We start from the raw sequence: 24,324 nt of genomic DNA on the forward strand, positions 1-24,324 counted from the left end.
ATTCCCGCCTGAGGTTGGCATGTCCACGCGAATTTTAGCGATCGATACAGCGACGGAAGCCTGTTCCGTTGCGCTCTGGAATCAAGGCGAGATCCACGCCCTGTTTGAGCTGTGCCCACGTGAGCATACGCAACGCATTTTACCGATGGTGCAGCACGTGCTGGCGGAATCCGGTGTAACCCTTAATCAGCTCGATGCTCTGGCCTTTGGCCGTGGACCTGGCAGCTTTACCGGCGTGCGTATTGGCATTGGTATTGCGCAGGGGTTGGCTTTGGGTGCCGGGTTGCCATTACTGGGCATTTCTACGTTGCAAACTATGGCGCAAGGGGCTTGGCGCGTGACTGGCGCAAATCGCGTTCTTGCTGCGATAGATGCACGCATGGGTGAGGTTTACTGGGGCCAGTTTGAGCGTCAGCAAGACGGTAACTGGCTGGAGAGCGAAGGTGAGGCGGTGCTTTCTCCGCCGCAGGCGTTGGCGCGAGCGCAAGGTCTGCAAGGCGATTGGGCACATGTTGGCACCGGCTGGCAAACCTACCCAGACCTGGTCGCTGGCACGGCATTAAGTCTGCGCGATGGCCAAATATTGCTGCCGCATGCGGAAGATATGCTGCCATTAGCGGTGCAAGCCTGGCAAAACGGGCTGGCGGTACAGGTAGAAAATGCCGAGCCAACTTATTTGCGCAATGAAGTTACCTGGAAAAAACTGCCCGGTCGCGAATAGCCGTAGCCTATTGTGCTTTGGTTGATGCCAGGAAATGAATGGTCTGCAACTTGCTTTGTGTATTGATGTCAAAGTTACAGCTATTTCAGGAGATTGCGACGATGTTAACTCACACTGTAAGTAAAAAAATGTCGCTGCTGGCTATTGCCTGCGGTGCGCTCGCTTTGTCGGGTTGTGTCTCTGTACCTGATGCGATCAAAGGAAGTACGGCAACGCCGGTCCAGCAGCTCACTTCGGTTCAGAATGCGCCGAACCTGTTTGTGGGGGCTGAAGCCCGTTTTGGCGGAACCGTGGTGAATGTTGCGAACGAGCAGGGAAAGACCGTATTGGAAATCGCTACGGTTCCGCTCGATTCAGGCGCACGGCCGATCCTGGGCGAACCGTCGCAGGGGAGGCTGCTGGCGTCGGTGAACGGTTTCCTGGAGCCAGTTGATTTCAAAGGCCAGTTGGTTACCGTTGTTGGCCCGATCACGGGTGTAAGAGACGGCAAGATTGGAATGACACCCTACAAGTTTGTCACCATGAACGCCACCGGCTACAAACGTTGGCACCTGACTCAACAGGTGATGATGCCACCTGCGCCGATGGGGCCGTGGGGCTGGCGTGGCGGTACCTGGGGCCCAGGTTGGGGCGTCGGTTACGGCTGGTATAATCCTGGCCCGGTGCAGGTGCAAACCATCGTCACCGAGTAATGCTCGCTTGTTGTTAACGATTTTATTAGGGCGGCTCCGGCCGCCTTTTTCTTTTGGCGCAGGGAATTAGCGCCAATTAGTGACGTACATCGCAACCTGAATAATGTTTAAAACCCAAACTGGTCCGCTGAGTTAAAATATTGTTATGGTTTGGCTGCGGGTTAGGGGCTGCGATGATAATGAGTAATGATTTCAGGAGTAATACCTTGGATAAGGTTTGGTTAAAACGTTACCCGGCAGATGTTCCAGCAGAGATCGATGCCGATCGTTATTCATCTTTGGTCGAAATGTTTGAGAATGCGGTTAAGCGTTATGCGGATCAACCGGCTTTCATTAACATGGGCGAAGTGATGACCTATCGTAAGCTGGAAGAGCGCAGTCGCGCCTTCGCAGCGTACTTGCAAAACGAGCTTGGGTTGCAGAAAGGCGATCGTGTCGCTTTGATGATGCCGAATCTTTTGCAGTATCCGATCGCGCTGTTTGGTATTTTGCGTGCCGGTATGGTGGTGGTAAACGTTAACCCGCTTTATACGCCACGTGAGTTGGAGCACCAACTGAACGACAGTGGCGCCACTGCCATCGTGATTGTCTCCAACTTTGCTCATACGCTGGAAAAAGTGGTGTTCAACACCCAAGTCAAACATGTGATCCTGACACGTATGGGCGACCAGCTTTCTACTGCGAAAGGCACCTTGGTTAACTTCGTGGTGAAATACATCAAACGGCTGGTCCCAAAATATCACCTGCCTGCCGCGATATCTTTCCGCAGCGCACTGCAACGCGGGCGCCGCCAGCAGTATGTTAAACCTGATATCATCAATTCCGACCTGGCGTTCTTGCAATATACCGGGGGGACTACCGGTGTGGCGAAAGGCGCGATGTTGACACACCGTAATATGCAAGCGAACGTAGCGCAGGCCAAAGCCGCCTACGAGCCACTGTTCCGTGACGGTCAGGAGCTGATTGTCACCGCATTACCGCTTTACCACATCTTTGCATTAACGGTGAATTGCCTGTTGTTTATCGAGCTAGGCGGCCGCAACCTCCTGATCACTAACCCGCGTGATATTCCGGGGTTGGTCAAGGAACTGGGCCGTTATCCGTTTACCGCGCTAAGCGGGGTGAATACCTTGTTCAATGCATTGCTGAATAACAGCGATTTCCATCAATTGGATTTCTCGACGCTACGCTTTTCGGTAGGCGGGGGCATGTCGGTGCAGAAAGCGGTGGCGGACAGATGGGAAGAAACGACCGGTAAGCACTTGCTGGAAGGCTATGGTCTGACAGAGTGTGCACCCTTGGTCACCTGCAACCCGCACGATTTGAAGCACTATAGCGGCAGCATCGGTCTGCCAGTATCTTCTACGGATATTCGGTTGGTGGATGATAATGGCAATGATGTTCCTGTCGGTGAGCCGGGTGAACTGTGGGTCAAAGGGCCGCAAGTTATGTTAGGCTACTGGCAACGGCCGGACGCGACGGATGAAGTATTAAAAGATGGCTGGCTCGCGACCGGTGATATCGTTACAGTGGATGACATGGGCTTTGTGCGCGTCGTTGATCGTAAGAAAGACATGATTCTGGTGTCCGGGTTTAACGTCTACCCGAACGAGATCGAAGACGTGGTCAGTCAGCATCCGAAAGTATTGGAATGTGCGGCGATTGGCGTGCCGAACGAGGTTTCCGGTGAAACGGTCAAGATCTGCGTGGTGAAGAAAGACGCCTCTCTGACCAAAGAAGAGCTGTTGACACATTGCCGTCGGCAGCTTACCGGGTATAAAGTGCCTAAAATTGTTGAGTTCCGTGACGAGTTGCCGAAGTCTAACGTCGGTAAAATTTTGCGGCGAGAACTGCGTGATGAGCAGAAAAAACCTGCGGCGGCCAATGCCGCCTAGGTCAGCATCCACGCCTTACAGATCAACAACGCCGGTGAATGCCGGCGTTGTTGTGTTTGAATCATGAAAGCGACCAAGAGAATGATGTTTTGAACTATCAGTTGATCACTACCGATGCCGGATTGCAGCAGGTCTGCGAGCAGGCGAAAAAGCATGCCCAGATTGCGCTGGACACCGAATTTGTCAGAACGCGCACCTACTATCCTCAGTTAGGTCTGATTCAGTTATACGACGGTGAACAACTCTCCCTGATTGATCCTTTGCCAATCAAGCAATGGCAGCCATTTATCGAGTTGCTCAGTGACACCCAGATAGTGAAGTTCCTGCATGCCGGCAGTGAGGATTTGGAAGTGTTCCTCAATGCGTTCAAAACGTTGCCGACGCCGATGGTGGATACCCAGATTCTGGCTGCCTTTACCGGTCGACCATTATCGTGCGGCTTTGCGACGCTAGTGTCGGAATATATGCAGGTGGATCTGGATAAAAGCGAAGCCCGTACCGATTGGCTCGCTCGTCCACTGACAGAAAAACAATGTGTCTACGCCGCTGCGGATGTGTTCTATCTGCTGCCCATGGCCAAACGGCTCGTGCAGGAGACGGAGGAGGCCGGTTGGACGGCAGCAGCAAGCAATGAATGCCTGTTGTTGTGTCAACGCCGTAGCGAGACACTGGCGCCGGAATTGGCCTACCGTGAAATCACCAATGCCTGGCAATTACGTCCGCGTCAGTTGGGGTGTTTACAAAAACTGGCGGAATGGCGTCTGCGCCAGGCGCGTGAACGTGATCTGGCAGTGAATTTCGTGGTGCGCGAAGAGAACCTCTGGCAGGTGGCGCGTCATATGCCGACGTCTTTGGGAGAACTGGACTCACTTGGGCTAAGCGGCCCGGAAATTCGCTATCACGGTAAAACGCTATTGGCCTTGGTTGCTGAAGCTGCCGAGCTGGATGAATCCGTCTTGCCTGAGCCGTTGTCGAACCTGGTCGATCAGCCCGGTTATAAGAAGGTGTTCAAGGAAATCAAAGCGGCGATCGTCATTGTCAGTGAGCAAAGTGGGCTGAGCAGCGAATTGCTGGCATCACGTCGACAGATTAATCAGTTGCTGAATTGGCATTGGAAATTGAAAGGTGGCGACAACTTGCCAGAATTAGTCAGCGGCTGGCGAGGTGATTTATTATCGACGCCGCTTCAGGACATTCTGAAGGATTATTAATCGGATTTTAAAAAGTCAGGGCAGGGTAAGGAAACACTGCTCTGATTATTTATTAGGGATAATAGAAGTACTGACTCTTACTACCAGCATTTACTCTAAACAACAGTGACGCAAGATTAATTGAGATTAATCCCAAAGGGTAAAATGATAATGGGGTCTTTTTTATCTCAATAACTGGTTATGCATACAGTTACCCCCTGCAAGAAAATATACAGGGGGTAATTAATGCGTCACACTCATTTAGTTACTTCTTCCGATTCCGGTAATGTCACGTTGAGTTCAAGTACCGAAATATCATCCCCTTTCTGCTCAAACTGTACGTGCAGCATCTCAGGGTCGATTTGGATGTATTTGCAAATTACCGCCAGAATATCGCGTTTTAAATCAGGCAGATACGGGGGCTCGCTGTCCCCGCGTCGGCGCTCTGCGACGATAATTTGCAGCCGTTCCTTGGCTATATTGGCTGTCTGCTTTTTGCGGGACAGAAAGAAGTCTAGTAATGCCATGGTTTATCCCCCAAAAAGGCGTTTCAGGAAACCCTTCTTCTCTTCTTCAATGAAGCGGAAGGGGCGTTCTTCCCCTAACAAGCGGCTAACGGTATCGTCATAGGCTTTACCGGCATCTGACTCAGCATCAAGAATCACCGGCTCACCCTGGTTAGATGCCCGCAGTACGGACTGATCTTCCGGGATAACGCCGACCAGTGGAATGCGCAGGATTTCCAGCACGTCTTCCATGCTCAGCATGTCGCCACGGCTAACGCGGCCTGGGTTATAACGGGTCAACAGCAAGTGTTCTTTGATCGCGGACTCGCCACGCTCAGCACGACGGGATTTGGAAGACAAAATGCCCAAGATGCGGTCAGAGTCACGTACCGAGGAGACTTCCGGGTTGGTGGTAATGATGGCTTCGTCAGCGAAGTACAGGGCCATCAGCGCACCCGTTTCGATCCCGGCCGGAGAGTCACAGACTACAAAGTCAAAATCCATCTCGCCCAAATCGTTGAGGATCTTCTCGACGCCATCGCGGGTCAGCGCGTCTTTATCACGTGTTTGCGATGCTGGCAGGATAAAGAGGTTTTCCGTGCGTTTGTCTTTGATTAGCGCTTGATTCAGTGTGGCATCACCCTGAATCACATTGACGAAATCGTAAACAACCCGGCGTTCACAGCCCATGATCAGGTCAAGATTCCGCAGACCGATATCGAAATCGATGACAACGGTTTTCTTCCCTTTTTGGGCTAAGCCGGTAGCGATGGCCGCGCTTGAAGTGGTCTTGCCAACGCCCCCTTTACCCGATGTAACAACAATAATGCGTGCCATGAAATGGATTCCTTGTCAAAAGGGCTTAATTTAAAGGTTGTATGGTTAAAGCGTTATCCAACAGGCTGAGTCGTACGGCCTGCCCGACATAATCGGACGGGATTTGGTCGCTCAACCAGTACTGCCCTGCGATAGAGACTAGCTCAGCACCCAGGTGCGTGCAAAAAATCTGGCACTGTGTATCACCTGATGCACCGGCCAGCGCACGACCGCGCATCATGCCGTAGACGTGAATGTTGCCATCGGCAATTAATTCGGCGCCGGCGCTGACGCTGCTGGTCACAATCAGATCGCTATTGCGGGCATAAATCTGTTGGCCGGAACGGACAGGAGCACTGATGATGCGCGTCTTGGCGGGGGCGTTGGGATCCACCACGGGGACAGGTGCGGGCACCGGTTCCTGGGCAGCCATCTTTTGGCCTTTGCCTTCGTTCAATAATGGCAGTCCAGCACGGGCTATCGCGCGTTTTTGCCGCTCATCTCTGCAACCGCTGATACCTACAACGCGCAGTCCTGCTGCCGTGACAGCCTGTTGAAGTTCTTTCCAGTTTGCGTCGCCGTTTAGCGTTGCAACGTTGATAACAACAGGGGCATTTTTCAAAAAGGCAGGCGCTTGCTCCACCTTTTCTAGTAATGCCTGACGTATTACCTCGGGTTCCGAATTATACAAATGAACAACCGATAGGGTAAAACTGCTGCCTTTTAGCTCAATTGGCGATTGTGACATCTATCCTGACTCAGTCTCAGCAACTTTAAATCCCCGGAATACCAATCGGGGTGCGATATTCCGAAGTACTATAAGCATGTTATAGTCAGAGTTATATCCAGGCAAGACGCTGCCCCAATTAAATAGAGTTAAAAACATGCTTTGTGTGATCTATAGAAGCTCGAAACGCGATCAAACTTATCTTTATGTCGAAAAAAAAGACGATTTCTCTCGCGTGCCCGAAGATCTGATGAAAAGTTTCGGTACGCCGCAATTGGCCATGACGCTTTCTCTTGAAGGTCGGGAAAAGTTAGCCTCGGCGGATATTGAAAAAGTGAAGGAAGCCCTGAAAGAAGAAGGGTTTTATCTGCAGGTTCCACCGCCGTTGGAAAATTTATTAAACCTGCATTTGTCTAACGATAAAAAATAACCGTCGTTGGTGCACAGGAGCTACGCTGGATCAGTGACCCTAAACTGACAAAGGAGCTGTGTAATGAGATTGTCGGCGATAACGACGGTGTTGACTCTGCTGACGCTGGGATGTGTCGGCCAGCGTGCCGAGGCGCAGGTTGTTACTCCGCCGCAAGCTGCTTTAGCGGGGGCGACCAACCCTCCGGCGCAGAGTACGCTTGCCGAAACCGGCCGTGATCCCGTGCAGTTCCCAGCTTATGTTGAGCAGCTAAAGCGCCAGGCATTGGTGAAGGGTATCAGTCCTGCCGTCGTTGAAAGTGCTTTTGCCAATGTGCATTTTGTTGATCGGGTCATAAAGGCAGACCGCAGTCAGCCAGAAAAGAAAATTACGCTGGATGATTATCTTAAGCGGGTGTTGCCTGCAGCCAAGATTGCGCAAGGGCGAACCTTGTACCGGCAGTATCAGCCGCAACTGTCGCACATCACTGCACGTTATGGTGTTCCGGGACGTTATGTGGTTGCACTGTGGGGGATGGAAAGTGCCTTTGGCAAGATTCAGGGGCGCGAGGATGTGATATCCGCGCTTGCCACCTTGGCATTTGAAGGCCGTCGTGAGGCCTTCTTCAGCCAGCAGTTGATGGCGGCGTTGCAAATCCTTGAACAGGGGCATGTTAGCCGTGAACAGCTGAAAGGCTCCTGGGCTGGTGCGATGGGACAGTGTCAATTTATGCCGACCTCGTTCCTTCACTATGCGGTTGACGGCGATGGGGACGGCCGTATTGATATTTGGAACAACGTTGACGATGTGTTTGCTTCGACGGCTCATTATCTGTCGAGTGAAGGCTGGAAACCCGGTGTTGGTTGGGGCCGAGAGGTGAAACTGCCTGCCGGTTTCAACGCCGATAATGCAGGGTTGAAAGACAGTCAGGCGCACAGCGTGAATGAATGGCAAAAGCGTGGTGTGCGCCGCCCTGACGGTTCAGCTTTGCCGCATTCTACCTTACGTGGTTGGGTGATCACGCCCGATGACATGCAAGGCCGTGCATTCCTGGTTTATGATAACTTCCGCACAATTATGCACTGGAATCGCTCTTACTATTTTGCGATCGGTGTGGGTATGATGGCTGACGGCATCGGGCAATAGATAAAGACCACGGTGCCTCCACCAGAGCGTGGAATAACGGGCTTAGCATGCTAAGCCCCTACATGATTGTAGGGAGAGGTAGTATGTATCAACATAGAGACTGGCAGGGTTCATTACTTGATTTTCCGGTGAATAAAGTGGTCTGTGTCGGCAGTAATTATGCTGACCACATCAAGGAAATGGGCAGTGCAACCTCTGCAGAACCGGTAGTGTTTATTAAGCCTGAAACGGCGCTCTGTGATATCCGTCAGCCGGTGGCGATCCCCAAAGAGTTCGGTTCGGTGCATCATGAAGTGGAGCTTGCGGTGCTGATCGGCACGCCGTTAAAGCAAGCGAATGAAGATCGTGTGGCCCGCGCTATTGCCGGTTACGGCGTGGCGCTTGATCTGACGCTGCGTGAACTGCAAGCCGGCTTTAAGAAAGCGGGGCAACCGTGGGAAAAAGCCAAGGGATTTGACGGTTCCTGTCCGATCTCCGGCTTCATTCCCGTTGCAGAGTTTGGCGATCCGCAAAACGCAGAATTGTCTCTGACAGTGAATGACCAAGTGCGTCAGCAGGGCAATACCCGTGACATGATCACGCCGATCCTGCCGCTGATCAGTTATATGAGCCGTTTCTTCACTCTGCGTGCTGGCGACATTATTCTTACCGGTACACCGCAAGGTGTTGGCCCAATGAACTCGGGCGACATGTTGAAAATCACTCTCAACGGTAAGTCGTTAACGACGCGTGTGATTTGAAACCACACTGGAACAACGTAAAAAGGCCCCGCAGGGCCTTTTTTTCGGTCAGAGCTGAGTGAAAGGTTACTTACGGCCCAACAAGAAACCGAAAACAATACCAACCGCCGCGGCGATAGCCACACCAGCCAGTGGGTTGGATTCAACTTGGGTCCTTACCGTATCGGCTGCATCACGTGCTGCGTAGCTAGCCTGAGAGGCGTATTTACGGGCCGCGCCTTTAACCTGATGTTCCGGCGAATCTGTTGCTTTGCCAAAGGCTTCTTGCACGGCGCCGGCAGCTTCATTCACTTTATCTTCTGCTTTCCCAAACATACTTGGCTCCCTATCTTCGTATAAAGGCGAACATTAACCATAGCAGGATTATGCTGATTGGGGCGGCGTAACGTGCTTTATGAGAGGAATCTTATCCTGTGGGTTGTTAAGCGTCTGAGGAAAACGAAAGGGTGATGGACCTGCGATTTGTACGTATAATTGAACGATAGGCACGTTGTGTTCACCCACCGAAGACATGGCGTAATCGTCTGGCAGTGATGCCGTTTAATATTAAATACCGTTGTTTTAAATAGCGTTTTTTTTAAGCGATGTTTTTTTATCGCTATGATTATATTGTGTTTTCAGCCTTCCTATCTGGCTGGGATATCTATATAGTGCACCCTCAAAACCTGTACGCAGGTTATCTATTCATTTACCTATACCGGACGCGAACATGTCACAAACCCCTTTTTGGCAACAAAAAACGCTGGCTGAAATGTCAGAACAAGAGTGGGAATCGCTGTGCGACGGTTGTGGGCAATGCTGTCTGAATAAGCTGATCGACGAAGATACCGACGAGATTTATTTCACCAACGTAGCCTGCAACCAGCTGAATATTAAATCGTGCCAGTGCCGCAATTATGAGCGCCGCTTTGAACTGGAAGAGGATTGCATCAAGTTGACGCGGGAAAATCTTACGACGTTTGACTGGTTGCCGCCGACGTGTGCATACCGCCTGATTGGTGAAGGTAAACCTTTATTCCCATGGCATCCGCTGGTTAGCGGTTCCAAAGCGGCGATGCACGGTGAACGTATTACGGTGCGCCATATTGCTGTACGCGAAAGCGAAGTGGTGGACTGGCAAGATCACATTCTGAACAAACCTGACTGGGCTCGTTAATACGCTGAAATTCAATGGATTTACGGTTGGCTAACGCGTTGTATTGCTCGGGGCGGCGTATAGCGGGTGAATCTTCAGAATTGGACGTGATCAAAAAAAACGGTATGCAAGAGAGGGAAAAAAGCCCCTGCAAAGATGAGGGGCAAGACACACAACAACACCAGGGAAATCGGTGATACTAACTTGCAGATACTATAAGGATTTTTCGGCAAAACTTCATCAAAATATTGATGCAATAATGCATCACTATGATGAGTTTTTTTGTATGAAGCAGATGGGTTTAGATTTTCAACGCCTCAAACGTTCAGGCTGTTAATCCTGATCGCGTAATTTGCTCGCCCTCGCATACGGCTTTTCTCGCTCCTAACTTAATGTTATGTAAATTACGCACTGGATCCCGTTCGGATGCTTCTTTTTATACATAAGGTTAGGTAGTTTGACCGCTCTCACGCTAAGTTCCGAGAGTAAAACAATGAAAATGATACGTCTGTTTGCCGTGGCTGGTGCACTGATTGTGCTTGTTTATTACCTTACACATACTTAATACCGATTTACCTCTGAAGATCATCAGTAACTCGATAAAAAACGGCGCCCTGGGGCGCCGTTTTTTATTCTTTCGCGCTTAGCGGCCAAACAGGTCGCGACGTCGCGGACGAACAAATTGTGCGAGCAGCACGATAATGGCGAACAGCAGATACGCAGTGAAGATGCCGACCAGCCACTGTGGCATTTCCAGCGTCAGGAACTCCCATTGGCGCACGGAGCAATCGCCCGACGCATGAAACACCGCCGGTAGCCATTTATCCAGTGGCAGCCAAGAAGGGAAGCTGACGAAGAAATCGCAGGTATTAAACGGCGAAGGATGCAGCTGGATCATGGTGTGTTTCCACGCCAGTTGCAGGCCTTCCCAGGCACTGTAAATCCACAGCAGGATAGCGACATAGCGCAGCGGCGTTTTGGGTGCAATGGCTCCGAGCAGCGAGGCGCCCAGAATACCAAACAATGCGCAGCGTTCGTAAATGCACATCACACAGGGTTGCAGCAGCATTACGTGCTGAAAGTAGAGTGCAACTAATTCCAGTACCAATGCAGTCAGGGCCATCAACAGCCAAGCACCGCGCCCCTGCGAGCAACGGTTAAAGAATTGCAACATATATTTATTCTTCCATGCAGTAAGCAATTGAACCGGCAGTGTAAACCAATTCAACCCTGCTGCCAGCCACTTGAGGCGTATTCAGCACAAAAATAGTCGCTGGCAGCGGAGAGGGTTTACAGGATTAGCGTACAGCGGCGTCGATGGACGGCAACGTCAACCAATGCCACTGGGTAAGCAGATCGGTCACGGGCGCCAAAGTAAACTGTACGCACAGTAGCCCGACCAGCGTTAACACCACAGTATAGGGCAGCGCCATCCATACCATTCGCCCATAGGATAAACGTACCAGTGGTGCCAGGGCGGAGGTCAGCAAGAACAGGAAGGCGGCCTGCCCATTTGGCGTGGCGACCGACGGTAAATTGGTCCCGGTGTTAATGGCGACCGCCAGCATTTCGAACTGTTTCAGAGAAATGGCACCATTTTCAAACGCGGCGCGTGCTTCATTAATGTAAACCGTACCGACGAACACATTGTCAGAGACTGAAGACAGCAGGCCATTGAACAGGTAAAACAGCGAAAGTTGAGAAGAAGGCTCTGCCTGCAGAACAAATTGAATCACTGGGGTAAACAGGTGTTGCTCAATGATCACGGCCACCACGGTGAAAAATACCGTCAGTAGAGCGGTGAAGGGCAGGGCTTCCTGGAAGGCTTTGCCGATGGCGTGCTCATCGGTGACACCACACAGGGAAGTGGCGAGAATAATCACCGACAGGCCAATCAGGCCCACTTCCGCAAGGTGAAAGGCCAACGCGACAACCAACCAAACGCCGATAAGTGCCTGGACCGCTAACTTAACCTGTTCTTGTTTGCTGCGCCCGGCAGTCGCCTGGCGATCAAACTCTGTCAGCACTTCGCGTACGCGATCCGGCAGTTTTGCCCCGTAGCCGAATATGCAGAAACGCTCAAGCAGCAGGCAGACCAACAGGCCGCAGACCAGTACCGGTAGAGTCACGGGTGACATGCGCAGGAAAAAGTCGACAAACCCCCAGTCGGCGCTTTTGGCAATGATCAGGTTTTGTGGTTCACCCACCATGGTCATTACGCCACCCAGCGCGGTACCGACACCTGCGTGCATTAATAGGCTGCGTAAAAAGGCACGGAACTGTTCCAGCGTCTGTTTGTTATCGTCGTTTATCAGCCCACTGTCATCATTGACGTCGGCATTGCCGTCGGACGGGTTCGACACCACGTTGTGGTAGATCGAATAAAATCCGGTTGCGACGCTGATAACCACCGCGACGACCGTCAGTGCATCGAGGAACGCTGACAATAACGCGGCCGCAAAACAGAATGCCAAAGAAAGCAGCATTTTAGAACGAATGTTCAGCAGTAGCTTGGTGAAGACGAACAGCAGCAACTGCTTCATAAAGTAAATACCTGCCACCATAAATACCAGCAATAGCAGGACGTCCAGGTTATGAGCAATTTCCTCGCTTACACGGTCGGGGCTGGTCATACCGATTAGCACGGCCTCAATCGCCAGCAAACCGCCCGGTAACAGGGGGTAGCACTTCAGCGCCATAGCCAGGGTGAAAATAAATTCGACGACAAACAGCCAACCGGCAATGAACGGGTCGACGAAAAAGAAAACCAGCGGGTTGACCACCAAGAAAATAAGAATGGCCAGTTTGTACCAGTCAGGTGATTGCCCAAGGAAGTTTTTCACCAGGGCACTGCGTAAGGTCGTTTCCATTATGCGTTATACGTCCTGAAAATAAGTTATCGCATAATACCCTAACAATGCTGCCGGGGCAGTTGCAACCTGGGCTTGCTTTACGACGTGAAATTTCTCTGACGCGGTGTTTTTGCACAATTTTTGCCACTTTATGCACAGTTTCGTTTAATGTTTTTCGCTCACGCTATGTCATGCTTTGGCGATCTGGTATGATCAGCCGACTACTATTACTCATTATCGTCGCTACGGAACGTCAAACACATGGTCATAAAGGCGCAGAGTCCTGCCGGTTTCGCGGAAGAATACATTATCGAGAGTATCTGGAATAATCGCTTCCCCCCTGGCTCTATTTTGCCCGCGGAGCGTGAGCTTTCAGAGTTGATTGGTGTTACACGCACCACGTTACGCGAAGTTTTACAACGCCTGGCCCGTGATGGCTGGCTGACCATTCAGCATGGCAAACCGACCAAAGTAAATAATTTCTGGGAAACCTCAGGCCTTAATATTCTTGAGACAGTGGCACGCCTTGATCACCAAAGCGTCCCGCAACTGATCGACAACCTGCTGTCTGTTCGCACCAATATTGCGGCGATCTTTATTCGCGCAGCGGTGCGTAATCATCCAGAGGCCGCTCAGGAAGTGTTAGCGAAAGCCACCCAGGTGGAAGATCAAGCTGATGCTTTCAATCTGCTGGACTACGAAATTTTCCGTGGTTTGGCGTTTGCCTCCGGTAACCCGATTTACGGCCTGATTTTTAACGGGTTGAAAGGGTTATATACCCGCGTTGGCCGCTACTATTTCTCAAACCCTGAATCGCGCAAACTGGCGTTGACCTTCTACAGCAAGCTGTCAACGCTGTGTCATGAGAAGTCGTACGATCAGGTAATGGATTGCGTGCGTAACTACGGTAAAGACAGCGGTGCTATCTGGCAGAGCATGCAAGGCACCATGCCGAGTGATCTGACCGAAGCGCGTCGTTAACCAACATTCCCGCATGATGTAAAAGGGGCGCCAATGGCGCCCCTTTTGTTATGGTTGTAAGGCTATAACGGTGTGGGCCTCGGCGGACAACGCTCCAGTAGCTCGACGCTACCGTCTTCGTTTTGCTGTTCCAAAATAATGTCGAACCCCCACAAACGGTGTAAGTGTTTCATCACTTCACGCCGGCTCTTGTCCAGTGGTGCACGGTCCTGCGGGATATAGCGCAGCGTTAATGAGCGATCGCCACGTAAATCCACATTCCAGATCTGAATGTTTGGCTCGTGGTCACTCAGGTTATATTGCGCTGAAAGCTCTTCTCGGATCGCCCGGTAACCCGCTTCATTATGGATTGCCGCAATTTCCAGATAGTTATTACGATCGTCATCCAGCACGGTGAACAGCCGGAAGTCGCGCATGATCTTCGGTGACAGGAACTGGCTGATAAAACTTTCATCCTTGAAGTCACGCATGGCGAAGTGCAGCGTTTCCAACCAATCTTTACCAGCGATGTCCGGGAACCAATAGCGGTCTTCCTCGGTTGGCGATTGGCAGATGCGTTTGATGTCCTGGAACATGGCAAAGCCCAGTGCATACGGGTTAATACCGTTGTAATAAGGGCTGTTGTAAGGCGGTTGATACACCACGTTAGTGTGGCTGTGTAAAAACTCCAGCATAAAACGTTCGGTGACCCGGCCTTCATCGTACAGATGATTAAGGATGGTGTAGTGCCAGAATGTCGCCCAGCCTTCGTTCATCACCTGCGTTTGCTTCTGCGGATAAAAATACTGGCTCACTTTACGCACAATGCGCAGAACCTCGCGCTGCCACGGTTCCAACAGCGGTGCATTCTTCTCCATGAAATAGAGGATATTTTCCTGAGGTTCACTTGGATAACGGCGAGCTTGCTCAGGGGCCTCTTCACGCTCGACACGCGGCAGGGTTTTCCATAGCGTATTTACCTGGCTTTGCAGGTACTCTTCGCGGCTTTTCTGGCGAGCTTTTTCTTCAACCAATGAAATCTTCTGCGGTCGTTTGTAACGATCAACGCCGTAATTCATCAAGGCATGGCAGGAATCAAGCAGCTTCTCTACCTCTTCAACCCCGTAGCGTTCTTCGCACTGGCTGATGTAGTGACGGGCGAACAACAGATAATCGACAATAGAACTGGCATCGGTCCAACTGCGGAACAAATAGTTATTCTTGAAAAAGGAGTTGTGCCCGTAGCAGGCATGCGCCATAACCAATGCCTGCATGGTGATGGTGTTTTCTTCCATCAGATACGCGATGCAGGGGTTAGAGTTAATCACAATTTCATAGGCCAGGCCTTGCTGCCCATGTTTATAACGCTGCTCGGTCTCAATGAATTTTTTACCGAATGACCAATGGGTATAGTTAATCGGCATGCCGACGCTCGAATAAGCGTCCATCATCTGCTCAGAGGTGATGACCTCAATCTGATGCGGATAGGTGTCTAGCTTGTAATGTTTGGCCACGCGATCGATGTGCTCCAGGTACACCTGCAGCAGCTCGAACGACCAGTCCGGTCCATCACTCAGACGTTTATCTTCCTTGACCTTGTCATGTGTTGAAGTAGTCATCAGCGCACCCTCGTTATTACGGACCTTGCTCAAACGGCAGACCCTAGATCAATCGTAGCTCAATCTGGGCAGAGGGAATAATGATATAAAGCTTAAAAATTCAACGATCTGTCTCGCCGATTCCCAATAATGATGTACCTGAGGGCTTTTATCGTGAGTTTTTTCTGCTGTAGGGGGGCTGAAGGCTTACAAAAGGTTATGGCAGTTTAATGTCATTTTTATGGTTTTTTATTCTGTTTATGTGCGGGTGTTTCATTTTTATGTTCTGTTAAATCCATGTTGCGTACTAGGGTTTTTTTCTATGCTATCAATGCTGTCATTGATAGCATATGGGTCATTGTTTCGCTCTAAAATCGGGCTTTCACAACATCTTATCGCTATTTATAGGTAGCTATTGCAAAAGAACCGGCCATGAACGATAAATTAATTGTGAATGTTGTCACGTTTGATGACTAAGATGTTGGACGGATTTTTCCACTGAGTTAATTTCCTGTGAGCAGAAGATTATGCTTTGTGATGCCTTGAGCTGGAGTCAGCGATGCGAGTGGTAATTTTAGGTAGTGGAGTTGTGGGTGTTGCGAGCGCCTGGTATTTGGCGAAGGCGGGGCATGAGGTCACAGTGATTGATCGTCAGCCTGGTCCGGCGATGGAAACCAGCGCAGCGAATGCCGGGCAAATCTCACCGGGCTATGCGGCTCCGTGGGCGGCGCCGGGTGTGCCGCTGAAGGCGATCAAGTGGATGTTCCAGCGCCACGCGCCGCTCGCTGTTCGTCTTGATGGCAGCAGTTTCCAGTTAAGCTGGATGTGGCAGATGCTAAAAAACTGCAATACTGAACACTATATGACCAATAAAGGGCGGATGGTGCGGTTGGCAGAATACAGTCGCGACTGTATCAAAGCATTGCGCCAGGAAACCGGCATCCAGTATGAAGGCCGCCAAGGCGGTACGCTGCAACTGTTCAGAACGCAGCAACAGTTTGAAAGTGCAGCGAAGGATATTGCTGTTCTGGAAGATGCCGGCGTGCCTTACAAGCTGTTGGAAGCGAACCAACTGGCCAGCGTTGAGCCCGCATTGGCCCAGGTCGCGCACAAGCTGACCGGCGGGCTTCAACTGCCAAACGACGAAACCGGTGATTGCCAACTGTTTACCCAGCAACTGGCTAAACTGGCACAACAAGCAGGAGTCACCTTTTTGTATAACCGCAGCGTTGATCGCTTGCTGGTTGAAGGCGATAAAATCAGTGGCGTACAGTGCGGCGGCGAAATCTTCAAGGCTGACAGTTACGTGGTTGCTTTCGGGTCCTATTCCACAGCGCTGTTGCGCGACCTCGTGTCGATCCCGGTATACCCGCTGAAAGGCTATTCACTGACCATCCCGATCACGGATGAGGCTGCTGCCCCATTCTCGACCGTACTGGATGAAACCTACAAAATCGCCATCACCCGTTTCGACCAGCGTATTCGCGTCGGTGGCATGGCGGAAATTGTCGGTTTTAATACCCAGCTTGAGCAAAAACGGCGCGAGACGCTGGAGATGGTAGTACGCGATCTTTACCCTAACGGTGGGCGGGTGGAAGATGCGACGTTCTGGACAGGTCTGCGCCCGATGACGCCGGACGGCACGCCGATTGTCGGTAAAACGTCGCTGAAAAACCTGTTCCTGAACACCGGACACGGCACACTGGGGTGGACAATGGCCTGCGGTTCTGGGCAGCTACTTTCTGATCTCATTTCCGGTATCACGCCGGCTATTCCTTCGGAGGACCTGGGGGTGGCGCGATACAGCGCTGGATTTCATAACCGCTACGCCGGCCCTTTAAATGATGTGCATCCCGCGCGTTAAGAACCCAATTTATTGATGTTGTCGTCACGGGCGTTGTCCCGTGACGGCATTCGCAGGCCCGTAGGAGTGCCCATGCCTCGCCCGATTTCCGCCACGTTGCACCTTGGCGCATTTGAAAATAACCTGCAGGTTGTTCGGCGTTTTGCCCCCAGCGCTAAAGTCTGGTCGGTCGTAAAGGCCAATGCCTATGGTCATGGTATTAAACATATTTGGCGCAGTTTGGCACAGACCGACGGTTTTGCTCTGTTGGATCTCGCTGAAGCCATTACCTTGAGAGAGTCTGGCTGGCAGGGGCCGATTCTTTTACTGGAAGGTTTTTTCAAGCCGCAAGATTTGGCCTTGCTCGATCGCTATCGTTTGACCACATCGGTGCACAGTGATTGGCAATTGTCGGCGATAGCTGAAGCTAAACTGTCGGCGCCACTGGATGTTTACCTGAAAGTGAACAGCGGTATGAATCGTCTGGGATTTGCACCGGAACGTTTGCACGCGGTTTGGTTGAAAGCGAGGGAGATAAGCAATATTGCGAACATGACGGTGATGAGTCATTTCGCCACTGCTGATGGCCCTCAGGGAGTGGTAGAGCAAATGAGGGTTGTTGAAGACGCGGCGTCGTCTATCCCTTTGCCGCGTTGTTTAGCTAACTCTGCCGCCACGTTGTGGCACCCAGAAACCCATGGTAGCTGGGTGCGGCCAGGTATTGTGCTCTATGGCGCTTCGCCCAGCGGGCAATGGCGTGACATTGCGGAGAGCGGTTTGCAGCCCACCATGACGCTGAGCAGCGAGATCATAGGGATTCAAACGTTGAAACGCGGCGATCAGGTTGGCTATGGTTGGCGCTACCGTGCCGAAGGTGCGCAGCGTATTGGCGTAGTTGCTTGTGGCTATGCAGACGGTTATCCGCGCCATGCGCAGACCGGGACACCTGTCTGGGTAGACGGTGTGCTGACGCGGACGTTGGGTACGGTTTCAATGGATATGCTGGTGGTTGACTTAACGCTATGCCCAAATGCCCAAATTGGGGCGGAAGTAGAGCTTTGGGGACGACGCCTGCCGGTTGACGATGTTGCTGCCGCGGCAGGCACGTTGGGCTATGAATTACTGACGGCGTTGGCCGCCAGGGTACCCGTGACCACTGAGGCTTAAAAGCCTCAGGCGACTTTCTTCAATTGACCTTTAATTTGCTTGCTGCGCTGCCGCGCGTGCAGCGCCAGCAGGCAACCCACCAGCATCACCAGTGCGAGTGACAGCTTGGGTTGCAACGGCAGTGCCATTGCCAACAAGCCTAGCCCCGCACCACCGGCCATCTGTACAAATCCCACCAGGGCAGAGGCAACTCCAGCCTCGTTAGAGTACGGCTCCAGCGCGTAGCTGGTTGCCGGCCCCATCACAAAGGCAAGCCCTGCGCAGGCACAGGCGACAGGCAGCATATAAGCCAGCCAGTGAGTTTGCGCCGGGCCTGACAGCAAGAACACGCCAAGCAGCAATCCAACACAGCCGATGCCCATCAACAGCCCGCCGGTCGCAAGGCATACTGGCCGCCCGACCTTGTGAATAATCCGGTTGGCGAAAAAACTCACCAGCATGATCCAAAAGCCGTTAGCGCCAAACACCAGTGAGAATTGCAACGGGGTTAGGCCGGCGGTTCCCATCAACACGTTAGGCGCTAGCGAAACATACGTCAGCGCCATCCCCATCGCCCCAGAGTTAACTACGGCGAAGGACAAAAAGCGGCGGTCGCTAAGAATTCGGGCATATTGTCGCACCGGTAATCCTTTGACACGCACAGTATCCGCCGGGCGAGTCTCTGGCAGCCGCAGGGCGATCAGTATCAAGACAGCCAGGGCGTAACACACCAGGAACCAGAACGGTGCGCGCCAGCCAAAGGCTTCAGCTAGCAGACCGCCGAGCAGCGGTGCCAGTGCAGGGATAATATTCAGCGTGCCGTTGAGAAAACCAAAGGCGCGCGCCGCATCGTCACCGTTCATTCGGTCACGCACACCGCTGAATGCCACTACCGCAGTGCAACAAACCGCGACACCTTGCAGCAGCCGTGAGGCAACAAACACCGTTGGCGTGGTTGCCAACGCCGCCATGGCCGCGCCAAGCATATAAATAACAATACCTGCCAACGCCACCGGCTTGCGACCGTAGTTATCCACCAACGGGCCGGCGATAATCTGCCCAAGGCCCAATACCAGAATGAACAACGAAATAGTGGACTGAATCAGCGCTTCGCTGCTGTTAAGGCCGAGAGCGATCGCGGGGATAGTCGGCAAATAAAGATCGATGCCCAGCGGGCCGAGAAGTACCAGGCTAAGAAGCAGAAACAGAAATTTTTGCATAACAAAAACAGCACGTCCGAGTGACAAAGAGGGCTAGAGTAGAGACTCTGGCGTTAAATAGAAAGGGGCAAAACATAGGCTGGTTATCGCTTCGCCTGTCTGCTCCGCTTACAGTGCAGAGTTTTTGCGGTAGTAAAGTGCTGAGATCGTATCTGCCACGTAGCGCGCCTGATGTTTGGCGTCATCCAAGGCGCGATGAGGCGTGCCCTCGAATGCCCGTTCCTTCTTGGGATTGAAACCCAGCAGTTCGGCCAGCGTGATCACGGTACGAACGTCTTGCGTATCCCAAAACTTCCAGGGGCACGGCATTTCAAGCTGCTGAAAGGCATGTTCGAGAATGGCGCAGTCGAATTCTTTACCGTTACCCCAGACTTTTACCGGGTCGGTGCTGTTCATATGGATAAACCGGCTCAGGTTGGTCAGCGTTCGTTTAAGTGTCTCAGTGCCACCGAAAGCCAGCTTACGGGCTCCATCTGATTGTTTCGCCCACCAGGCGACGGTATCCAGGCTGATGGTCCTGCCGGGTTGATCTTTTTGGCTACTCACGGCGTTTTCAAACTCGGCGCCCAGTTGGCCGGTTTGGGGATCGAAAAAGACAGCGGCAACGACCAGAATCACAGCGCTTGGCTTTATGTCCAGCGTTTCAATGTCTAACATGAGATGGTGCATTGGGGCTCCCGGCTAAGTGAGGTCGTGCATAATCTTACTACAAACCGGGCGAGGATGCGCCGTCAGGCCTGTATGTCTGAAATGACCGGCGGATTTAAAGAATACTTTGAAATAGTCTAAGGCAGGGTAACCGAGGTATGATACTCAGGGTTCTGTTGTCGGGTTGGTTCTATCGGTGAGAACGTTTATTTTCATTTTGTGTATGGTCGGTTATCTGCTGGTATTGAGCTACCTTGGCGTTTTTGTCACTGATAAAATATGTGAAAAGTCTAACAACTACACCAAAGTATGCCGTCTGGTAGATATCTCTGAGCCTCACATCCCAAGACAATGACCGGCGCTCAGCCCAAATAATCGATGGTAATCAACGGTGTCAATATGCCTGCCAAACTAGCCAGTGTTATCCATTGCCGCCAGCCCAGGCGTGCCAACCAATCTTGACGCAGGGGTGGCGTTGCCAGTTGCCCTACGGCGACGGTGCCCGTAAGCAGCAGCGTCAGAAAAATGAATACCAGCCCACGGCTCCATGCATTGAATTCGATATGCAGCACATTGGCGTAATACAGTCGCATCAGAATGTAATAGGCCAACATAACCCACGCGAAATGCGTGCGTTTTTTCAACACCTGATAGAGAATAAATGCGATGAACAGGCTGTGGCACACTGAGATCAACGGCGCTTCAATCGGGTGCCTGACACAGCCGTTATATACCGCCAGGTAAACATTAAAGATCAACTGTGCATAGACGGTATATATATACCAGCCATAGATGACTTTGAGTTTTTTGGGGGTTGGTGGTATAGGGCAATAGTCCGGTATCATTGAAGCCTCCTGAGCTGACTAGCGTTATAGCACCCAAAAACTAAATGAATTTGAAACGCCAAACAGGCTTTATTTTGGCCCCGAATGGGAACTAATCAAGGTATGTCAGGTCTGTATCGGACAATACGGCCTTTGGCGTTAATAGTTGAATTCTAATGGTAATTCATTGATATGAAAGATTATAAAAATAGCCGCTTCGCAGCATATCTGTTGATTTTTACGCTGGGTCTTTATTTTTTGCTTCCGCCAATGCTGGTCGCTTTCTTTTTTAAGTGGTTTAACTTAAACCCTTTCGTCATTATTCGATTTTGGCATTTTAATCCATTCTCCGCCGATCGGGGCATTCCCATTTATCAAACCTTTATATACGTATTCGTCGTATGGGGTGGGTTGAATGTTCTGGTTTGGGGAACGCTGTTTGCGATAGGACGTTTGTATGCCCGGTTCACCAGACCTCGTTGAAGGTCACTGCTCAATGCTGTAAAAGTTGTAGATACTAAGCACCTTTCAAAATATAATGATAATCGTTATCATTTTTAACGAGGAAGGGTGAGAAGGGATAGCCCCTTATGCGCCACCCAATCCGGTACGTACCTGTCACATTTACTCCTTTTCTATGGCCAGCCTAGAGCTGGCACTTTTTTATTTTCAATAAGATATGTCCATTCTGACTATGGGGGCACCCGTGGGCTGAGTCACTTCGGAGGCTCATAAAAAGCCAACGTATAGTGTAAATCATTATGGATAAAGAGAGTGATTATCATTAGTATTTACATTTTGTAAGCCTCTGTGGACGCATTACTCGTTGTAACGGGCGAGCTGGCTCATAGAGTGCGATTTAATGATATTTACTAGGGATTACAAGCATGTCGATTATTTTTCCTGTCAAAAGGTCGCGTGTTTTATGTGCATTCGCGATCTTCCTGCCATTGACGTCGTTAGCTGAAGATACGTTGGTCGTCACGGCAAAAACCGCAGACACGGCAGAGGCACAAACACAAGGCTACCAGGCCACTACCAGCCAGGGAGCCACTAAAATCGATACCCCCCTGGTCCTGACGGCGCAGTCTGTCTCGGTGGTTACGCGCCAGCAGATGACCGATCAGAGTAGCCAGACGGTTAACGATGCGTTGAAATATGCACCGGGTGTCTTTACCAATTTTTCCGGTGGTGCGACGCGCTATGACACCATTGCGTTACGTGGTTTTCATGGTGGTGACGTTAATAATACTTTCCTTGATGGTTTACGTTTGTTGAGTGACGGCGGCACTTACAATGCCTTGCAGGTTGACCCTTGGTTCCTGGAGCGTATCGATATTATTAAAGGGCCCTCATCGGTGATGTATGGGCAAAGCATTCCGGGTGGGTTGGTCGCGCTCACGTCCAAGCGGCCGCAGTTCGACACGCAGGGGCACGTTAATCTCAGTGCCGGTAACAATAGCACTAAAGGCGGTGCCTTTGATGTGACAGGGCCATTATCGGATCAATGGGCTTATCGCTTGACGGGAATGACGCGCAGCAGTGAAACCATGTATGACCACCAGCGCGAAGAACGTTATGCTATTTCACCGTCATTACTGTGGCAGCCGGACGAGAATACCTCGTTGTTGTTAAAAGCCTATTTGCAAAAGGATCCTTCTGGCGGCTATCACAGCGCGGTGCCGGCAGATGGGAGCCTTTACTCAAGCTCAGGAGACAAACTGGGCCGAGGGTTCTTCGACGGCGAAAGCAGCCGTAATGTGTTCAAACGCTGGGAACAAATCTACAGCTACGTTTTCTCACACAGTTTTAACGATGTTTGGTCATTCCGGCAAAATGCCAGCTATACCCATTCCAATGTTGAATTACAGCAGGTATACCAGATTGGCTGGGATCCAGAACACCAATTGTTGAACCGCTATTACAGCGGTTCCGCGACCTCGTTGGATGCATTTGCTGTCGATAATCAACTTGAAGCTGATTTTGCTACCGGCTTGCTGGAACATAAAGTGATGCTGGGGCTGGATTACCAGCGCTTTCGTAACAATCTGTGGGATGAGTCAGCAGGGGCTTCTACGTTGAATCCCTATACCGGCGTGTCCGGTGGCGCGGGGTTAACCCATCTGACGCATACCGATTCCAGGCGTCACTATGAGCAGACGGGGGTGTATTTACAGGATGAAATCAGTCTGCGGAACTGGTATCTGAATCTGTCCGGCCGTTTTGACCGCATAGATTCAAAAAATACGGTGCTCAACACGGGCACTAGCGATGCGCGTAGTGATGATAACTTCAGCGGACGTGCGTCGTTGCTTTATCATTTTGATAGTGGTTTTTCACCTTATGCCAGTTATAGCACGGCGGTGACGCCGGAGGCGCTGCCCGATCAGAACGGACATATGTTGAAACCGAGCACCAGCGAGCAATATGAGGTGGGTTTGAAGTACCAGCCGCCAGGCAGTTCATCAATCTACAGCGTGGCGCTTTATGACTTGACGCAGAAAGATGTAGCCAACCGCGTTGTACAGCAAAGTTATTATCTGCCTGCCGGTAAGGTGCATTCTCAAGGTGTTGAACTCGAGGCTCGCAGCAAGATCACCGATCGTTTCGATCTGATTGCTGGCTATACCTATAACAAAGTGAAGTTCAAAGACGCAATTGATGGCAACGACGGCAATACACCGTATTTGGTGCCAGAACAAATGGCGTCACTGTGGGGAAAATACGCGACGGCTTACGGCGTTGAGGTGGGGGCTGGGGCGCGTTACATCGGTAAACAGTGGGCGGACAATGAAAATACGCTGCGTATTCCTTCCGTGACGCTACTCGATGCCTCGGTACGAATGAATTTAGACCGCGTTAATCCGTCGTTGAAAGGTGCCTATGTGCAATTGAACGTGAATAACCTGACGGACAGAGAGTACGTTGCTGCGTGTTACGGCACCGGTTATTGTTACTGGGGAGCGGAGCGTACCTTGGTGGCAACGGTCGGATACGACTTCTAAAGAAAGGGCAATATCGCCCCGTCGATGTTTGGCGGGGCGGTTTCTATAGCGTTAGAACAAGGAGAACATCAACACTACAGGCAAGCTCAGAGGCCAGGTCAAACCAATCGTTAATGCACTGATAAAACGAATCTTAATCGTGTCCCGACTGACCAGGTAGGTAAAAATCATAGAGACTAACAGGCCAATTAAATAAAAGTATTGTGTTGCAACCCACAGCGACGACATGAAACCGATCCCAGATGTATTTT

The 24,324-nt window shown here is 51.3% G+C and carries 24 protein-coding genes; 13 read left to right on the plus strand and 11 right to left on the minus strand.

What is annotated here, in order from left to right; translation table 11 throughout:
• The first annotated feature begins 19 nt into the window (after positions 1 to 19).
• The 4 genes from tsaB to rnd all read left to right on the plus strand — a co-directional run bounded on the left by tsaB (position 20) and on the right by rnd (position 4,519).
• Positions 20 to 721, plus strand: a complete 702-nt coding sequence (gene tsaB / locus ACI2J2_RS03595; protein ID WP_265553634.1) for a tRNA (adenosine(37)-N6)-threonylcarbamoyltransferase complex dimerization subunit type 1 TsaB — start codon at positions 20 to 22, stop codon at positions 719 to 721.
• Positions 722 to 822: 101 nt separating this feature from the next.
• Positions 823 to 1,413 carry a Slp family lipoprotein gene (locus ACI2J2_RS03600; protein WP_265553632.1) on the plus strand — a complete coding sequence of 197 codons (591 nt, stop codon included), beginning with the start codon at positions 823 to 825 and terminating at the stop codon, positions 1,411 to 1,413.
• Between the two features lie 206 nt (positions 1,414 to 1,619).
• Positions 1,620 to 3,308, plus strand: a complete 1,689-nt coding sequence (gene fadD, locus ACI2J2_RS03605) for a long-chain-fatty-acid--CoA ligase FadD (RefSeq protein ID WP_209633961.1) — start codon at positions 1,620 to 1,622, stop codon at positions 3,306 to 3,308.
• An 89-nt stretch (positions 3,309 to 3,397) separates the two neighbouring features.
• Entirely contained in the window at positions 3,398 to 4,519 is a 1,122-nt protein-coding gene (gene rnd / locus ACI2J2_RS03610) for a ribonuclease D (RefSeq protein ID WP_130381011.1), read from the plus strand.
• 236 nt (positions 4,520 to 4,755) lie between these two features.
• Here rnd and minE read toward each other — a convergent pair whose 3' ends face one another.
• From minE to minC, 3 genes are read right to left on the minus strand one after another with little or no spacing between them, the layout of a single operon-like run.
• Complete coding sequence (minE, locus tag ACI2J2_RS03615; protein WP_012145482.1) at positions 4,756 to 5,025, minus strand: cell division topological specificity factor MinE; 270 nt, start codon at positions 5,023 to 5,025, stop codon at positions 4,756 to 4,758.
• A 3-nt stretch (positions 5,026 to 5,028) separates the two neighbouring features.
• On the minus strand, positions 5,029 to 5,841 hold the full coding sequence (minD, locus tag ACI2J2_RS03620; protein WP_037419763.1) for a septum site-determining protein MinD: 813 nt from the start codon (positions 5,839 to 5,841) through the stop codon (positions 5,029 to 5,031).
• 25 nt (positions 5,842 to 5,866) lie between these two features.
• Positions 5,867 to 6,568, minus strand: a complete 702-nt coding sequence (gene minC, locus ACI2J2_RS03625) for a septum site-determining protein MinC (RefSeq protein ID WP_209633959.1) — start codon at positions 6,566 to 6,568, stop codon at positions 5,867 to 5,869.
• Positions 6,569 to 6,704: 136 nt separating this feature from the next.
• Here minC and ACI2J2_RS03630 point away from each other — a divergent pair, with 136 nt between their 5' ends.
• The 3 genes from ACI2J2_RS03630 to ACI2J2_RS03640 all read left to right on the plus strand — a co-directional run bounded on the left by ACI2J2_RS03630 (position 6,705) and on the right by ACI2J2_RS03640 (position 8,842).
• Positions 6,705 to 6,977: a YcgL domain-containing protein gene (locus tag ACI2J2_RS03630; protein ID WP_209633957.1), complete on the plus strand. Its 273-nt coding sequence runs from the start codon at positions 6,705 to 6,707 to the stop codon at positions 6,975 to 6,977.
• Positions 6,978 to 7,040: 63 nt separating this feature from the next.
• Positions 7,041 to 8,102: a lytic transglycosylase domain-containing protein gene (locus ACI2J2_RS03635; RefSeq protein ID WP_404759425.1), complete on the plus strand. Its 1,062-nt coding sequence runs from the start codon at positions 7,041 to 7,043 to the stop codon at positions 8,100 to 8,102.
• Between the two features lie 83 nt (positions 8,103 to 8,185).
• Positions 8,186 to 8,842, plus strand: coding sequence for a fumarylacetoacetate hydrolase family protein (locus ACI2J2_RS03640; RefSeq protein ID WP_017893079.1), 657 nt, complete (start codon positions 8,186 to 8,188; stop codon positions 8,840 to 8,842).
• A 66-nt stretch (positions 8,843 to 8,908) separates the two neighbouring features.
• On the opposite strand, the gene ACI2J2_RS03645 is transcribed toward ACI2J2_RS03640, so the two are convergent.
• Entirely contained in the window at positions 8,909 to 9,157 is a 249-nt protein-coding gene (locus ACI2J2_RS03645; RefSeq protein WP_037419760.1) for a CsbD family protein, read from the minus strand.
• Between the two features lie 394 nt (positions 9,158 to 9,551).
• On the opposite strand from ACI2J2_RS03645, the gene ACI2J2_RS03650 reads away from it, so the two are divergent.
• Complete coding sequence (locus ACI2J2_RS03650) at positions 9,552 to 9,998, plus strand: YcgN family cysteine cluster protein (protein WP_209633953.1); 447 nt, start codon at positions 9,552 to 9,554, stop codon at positions 9,996 to 9,998.
• A 622-nt stretch (positions 9,999 to 10,620) separates the two neighbouring features.
• Here the strand turns inward: ACI2J2_RS03650 and dsbB are convergent.
• Complete coding sequence (gene dsbB, locus ACI2J2_RS03655) at positions 10,621 to 11,151, minus strand: disulfide bond formation protein DsbB (RefSeq protein ID WP_037419753.1); 531 nt, start codon at positions 11,149 to 11,151, stop codon at positions 10,621 to 10,623.
• 124 nt (positions 11,152 to 11,275) lie between these two features.
• Positions 11,276 to 12,847, minus strand: a complete 1,572-nt coding sequence (gene nhaB / locus ACI2J2_RS03660) for a sodium/proton antiporter NhaB (RefSeq protein WP_404759426.1) — start codon at positions 12,845 to 12,847, stop codon at positions 11,276 to 11,278.
• A gap of 243 nt (positions 12,848 to 13,090) precedes the next feature.
• Between nhaB and fadR the strand changes: the two genes are divergently transcribed.
• The gene (gene fadR / locus ACI2J2_RS03665; RefSeq protein WP_037419750.1) at positions 13,091 to 13,810 is read left to right on the plus strand and encodes a fatty acid metabolism transcriptional regulator FadR; all 720 of its coding nucleotides are present in this window, start codon (positions 13,091 to 13,093) and stop codon (positions 13,808 to 13,810) included.
• Between the two features lie 62 nt (positions 13,811 to 13,872).
• Here the strand turns inward: fadR and ACI2J2_RS03670 are convergent, their stop codons facing one another.
• Positions 13,873 to 15,408 (minus strand): SpoVR family protein, encoded by a 1,536-nt coding sequence (locus ACI2J2_RS03670; RefSeq protein ID WP_037419977.1) that lies wholly within the window; start codon positions 15,406 to 15,408, stop codon positions 13,873 to 13,875.
• Positions 15,409 to 15,946: 538 nt separating this feature from the next.
• Here ACI2J2_RS03670 and ACI2J2_RS03675 point away from each other — a divergent pair.
• Complete coding sequence (locus tag ACI2J2_RS03675; protein WP_265553613.1) at positions 15,947 to 17,251, plus strand: D-amino acid dehydrogenase; 1,305 nt, start codon at positions 15,947 to 15,949, stop codon at positions 17,249 to 17,251.
• A 72-nt stretch (positions 17,252 to 17,323) separates the two neighbouring features.
• The gene (gene dadX / locus ACI2J2_RS03680; protein WP_404759427.1) at positions 17,324 to 18,397 is read left to right on the plus strand and encodes a catabolic alanine racemase DadX; all 1,074 of its coding nucleotides are present in this window, start codon (positions 17,324 to 17,326) and stop codon (positions 18,395 to 18,397) included.
• A 5-nt stretch (positions 18,398 to 18,402) separates the two neighbouring features.
• Here the strand turns inward: dadX and ACI2J2_RS03685 are convergent, their stop codons facing one another.
• The 3 genes from ACI2J2_RS03685 to ACI2J2_RS03695 all read right to left on the minus strand — a co-directional run bounded on the left by ACI2J2_RS03685 (position 18,403) and on the right by ACI2J2_RS03695 (position 21,089).
• Positions 18,403 to 19,596: a multidrug effflux MFS transporter gene (locus ACI2J2_RS03685; RefSeq protein ID WP_265553609.1), complete on the minus strand. Its 1,194-nt coding sequence runs from the start codon at positions 19,594 to 19,596 to the stop codon at positions 18,403 to 18,405.
• Between the two features lie 108 nt (positions 19,597 to 19,704).
• The gene (locus tag ACI2J2_RS03690) at positions 19,705 to 20,265 is read right to left on the minus strand and encodes a 3'-5' exonuclease (RefSeq protein WP_209633943.1); all 561 of its coding nucleotides are present in this window, start codon (positions 20,263 to 20,265) and stop codon (positions 19,705 to 19,707) included.
• A 341-nt stretch (positions 20,266 to 20,606) separates the two neighbouring features.
• A complete protein-coding gene (locus tag ACI2J2_RS03695; protein ID WP_265553607.1) occupies positions 20,607 to 21,089 on the minus strand; it encodes a hypothetical protein in 483 nt (160 codons plus the stop codon).
• 171 nt (positions 21,090 to 21,260) lie between these two features.
• Between ACI2J2_RS03695 and ACI2J2_RS03700 the strand changes: the two genes are divergently transcribed.
• On the plus strand, positions 21,261 to 21,551 hold the full coding sequence (locus tag ACI2J2_RS03700) for a hypothetical protein (RefSeq protein WP_209633939.1): 291 nt from the start codon (positions 21,261 to 21,263) through the stop codon (positions 21,549 to 21,551).
• 404 nt (positions 21,552 to 21,955) lie between these two features.
• Positions 21,956 to 24,073, plus strand: coding sequence for a TonB-dependent siderophore receptor (locus ACI2J2_RS03705; RefSeq protein ID WP_209633937.1), 2,118 nt, complete (start codon positions 21,956 to 21,958; stop codon positions 24,071 to 24,073).
• Between the two features lie 51 nt (positions 24,074 to 24,124).
• Here the strand turns inward: ACI2J2_RS03705 and ACI2J2_RS03710 are convergent, their stop codons facing one another.
• Positions 24,125 to 24,301: a GhoT/OrtT family toxin gene (locus ACI2J2_RS03710; RefSeq protein ID WP_012145459.1), complete on the minus strand. Its 177-nt coding sequence runs from the start codon at positions 24,299 to 24,301 to the stop codon at positions 24,125 to 24,127.
• Between the last annotated feature and the right edge of the window lie 23 nt (positions 24,302 to 24,324).

This window comes from Serratia sp. NPDC087055 (assembly GCF_044900985.1).
Taxonomy (GTDB): Bacteria; Pseudomonadota; Gammaproteobacteria; order Enterobacterales; family Enterobacteriaceae; genus Serratia.

Excerpts from the sequence above, each read along its gene's own strand:
- ACI2J2_RS03640 (WP_017893079.1), top strand. The coding sequence starts at position 8,186 with ATGTATCAACATAGAGACTGGCAGGGTTCATTACTTGATTTTCCGGTG.
- minC (WP_209633959.1), bottom strand. The coding sequence starts at position 6,568 with ATGTCACAATCGCCAATTGAGCTAAAAGGCAGCAGTTTTACCCTATCG.
- nhaB (WP_404759426.1), bottom strand. The coding sequence starts at position 12,847 with ATGGAAACGACCTTACGCAGTGCCCTGGTGAAAAACTTCCTTGGGCAA.
- ACI2J2_RS03650 (WP_209633953.1), top strand. The coding sequence starts at position 9,552 with ATGTCACAAACCCCTTTTTGGCAACAAAAAACGCTGGCTGAAATGTCA.
- dsbB (WP_037419753.1), bottom strand. The coding sequence starts at position 11,151 with ATGTTGCAATTCTTTAACCGTTGCTCGCAGGGGCGCGGTGCTTGGCTG.
- ACI2J2_RS03705 (WP_209633937.1), top strand. The coding sequence starts at position 21,956 with ATGTCGATTATTTTTCCTGTCAAAAGGTCGCGTGTTTTATGTGCATTC.
- fadR (WP_037419750.1), top strand. The coding sequence starts at position 13,091 with ATGGTCATAAAGGCGCAGAGTCCTGCCGGTTTCGCGGAAGAATACATT.
- minD (WP_037419763.1), bottom strand. The coding sequence starts at position 5,841 with ATGGCACGCATTATTGTTGTTACATCGGGTAAAGGGGGCGTTGGCAAG.
- ACI2J2_RS03710 (WP_012145459.1), bottom strand. The coding sequence starts at position 24,301 with ATGTCGTCGCTGTGGGTTGCAACACAATACTTTTATTTAATTGGCCTG.
- ACI2J2_RS03700 (WP_209633939.1), top strand. The coding sequence starts at position 21,261 with ATGAAAGATTATAAAAATAGCCGCTTCGCAGCATATCTGTTGATTTTT.
- ACI2J2_RS03685 (WP_265553609.1), bottom strand. The coding sequence starts at position 19,596 with ATGCAAAAATTTCTGTTTCTGCTTCTTAGCCTGGTACTTCTCGGCCCG.
- ACI2J2_RS03600 (WP_265553632.1), top strand. The coding sequence starts at position 823 with ATGTTAACTCACACTGTAAGTAAAAAAATGTCGCTGCTGGCTATTGCC.
- ACI2J2_RS03670 (WP_037419977.1), bottom strand. The coding sequence starts at position 15,408 with ATGACTACTTCAACACATGACAAGGTCAAGGAAGATAAACGTCTGAGT.
- minE (WP_012145482.1), bottom strand. The coding sequence starts at position 5,025 with ATGGCATTACTAGACTTCTTTCTGTCCCGCAAAAAGCAGACAGCCAAT.
- ACI2J2_RS03690 (WP_209633943.1), bottom strand. The coding sequence starts at position 20,265 with ATGCACCATCTCATGTTAGACATTGAAACGCTGGACATAAAGCCAAGC.
- ACI2J2_RS03675 (WP_265553613.1), top strand. The coding sequence starts at position 15,947 with ATGCGAGTGGTAATTTTAGGTAGTGGAGTTGTGGGTGTTGCGAGCGCC.
- ACI2J2_RS03630 (WP_209633957.1), top strand. The coding sequence starts at position 6,705 with ATGCTTTGTGTGATCTATAGAAGCTCGAAACGCGATCAAACTTATCTT.
- ACI2J2_RS03635 (WP_404759425.1), top strand. The coding sequence starts at position 7,041 with ATGAGATTGTCGGCGATAACGACGGTGTTGACTCTGCTGACGCTGGGA.
- tsaB (WP_265553634.1), top strand. The coding sequence starts at position 20 with ATGTCCACGCGAATTTTAGCGATCGATACAGCGACGGAAGCCTGTTCC.
- dadX (WP_404759427.1), top strand. The coding sequence starts at position 17,324 with ATGCCTCGCCCGATTTCCGCCACGTTGCACCTTGGCGCATTTGAAAAT.
- ACI2J2_RS03645 (WP_037419760.1), bottom strand. The coding sequence starts at position 9,157 with ATGTTTGGGAAAGCAGAAGATAAAGTGAATGAAGCTGCCGGCGCCGTG.
- ACI2J2_RS03695 (WP_265553607.1), bottom strand. The coding sequence starts at position 21,089 with ATGATACCGGACTATTGCCCTATACCACCAACCCCCAAAAAACTCAAA.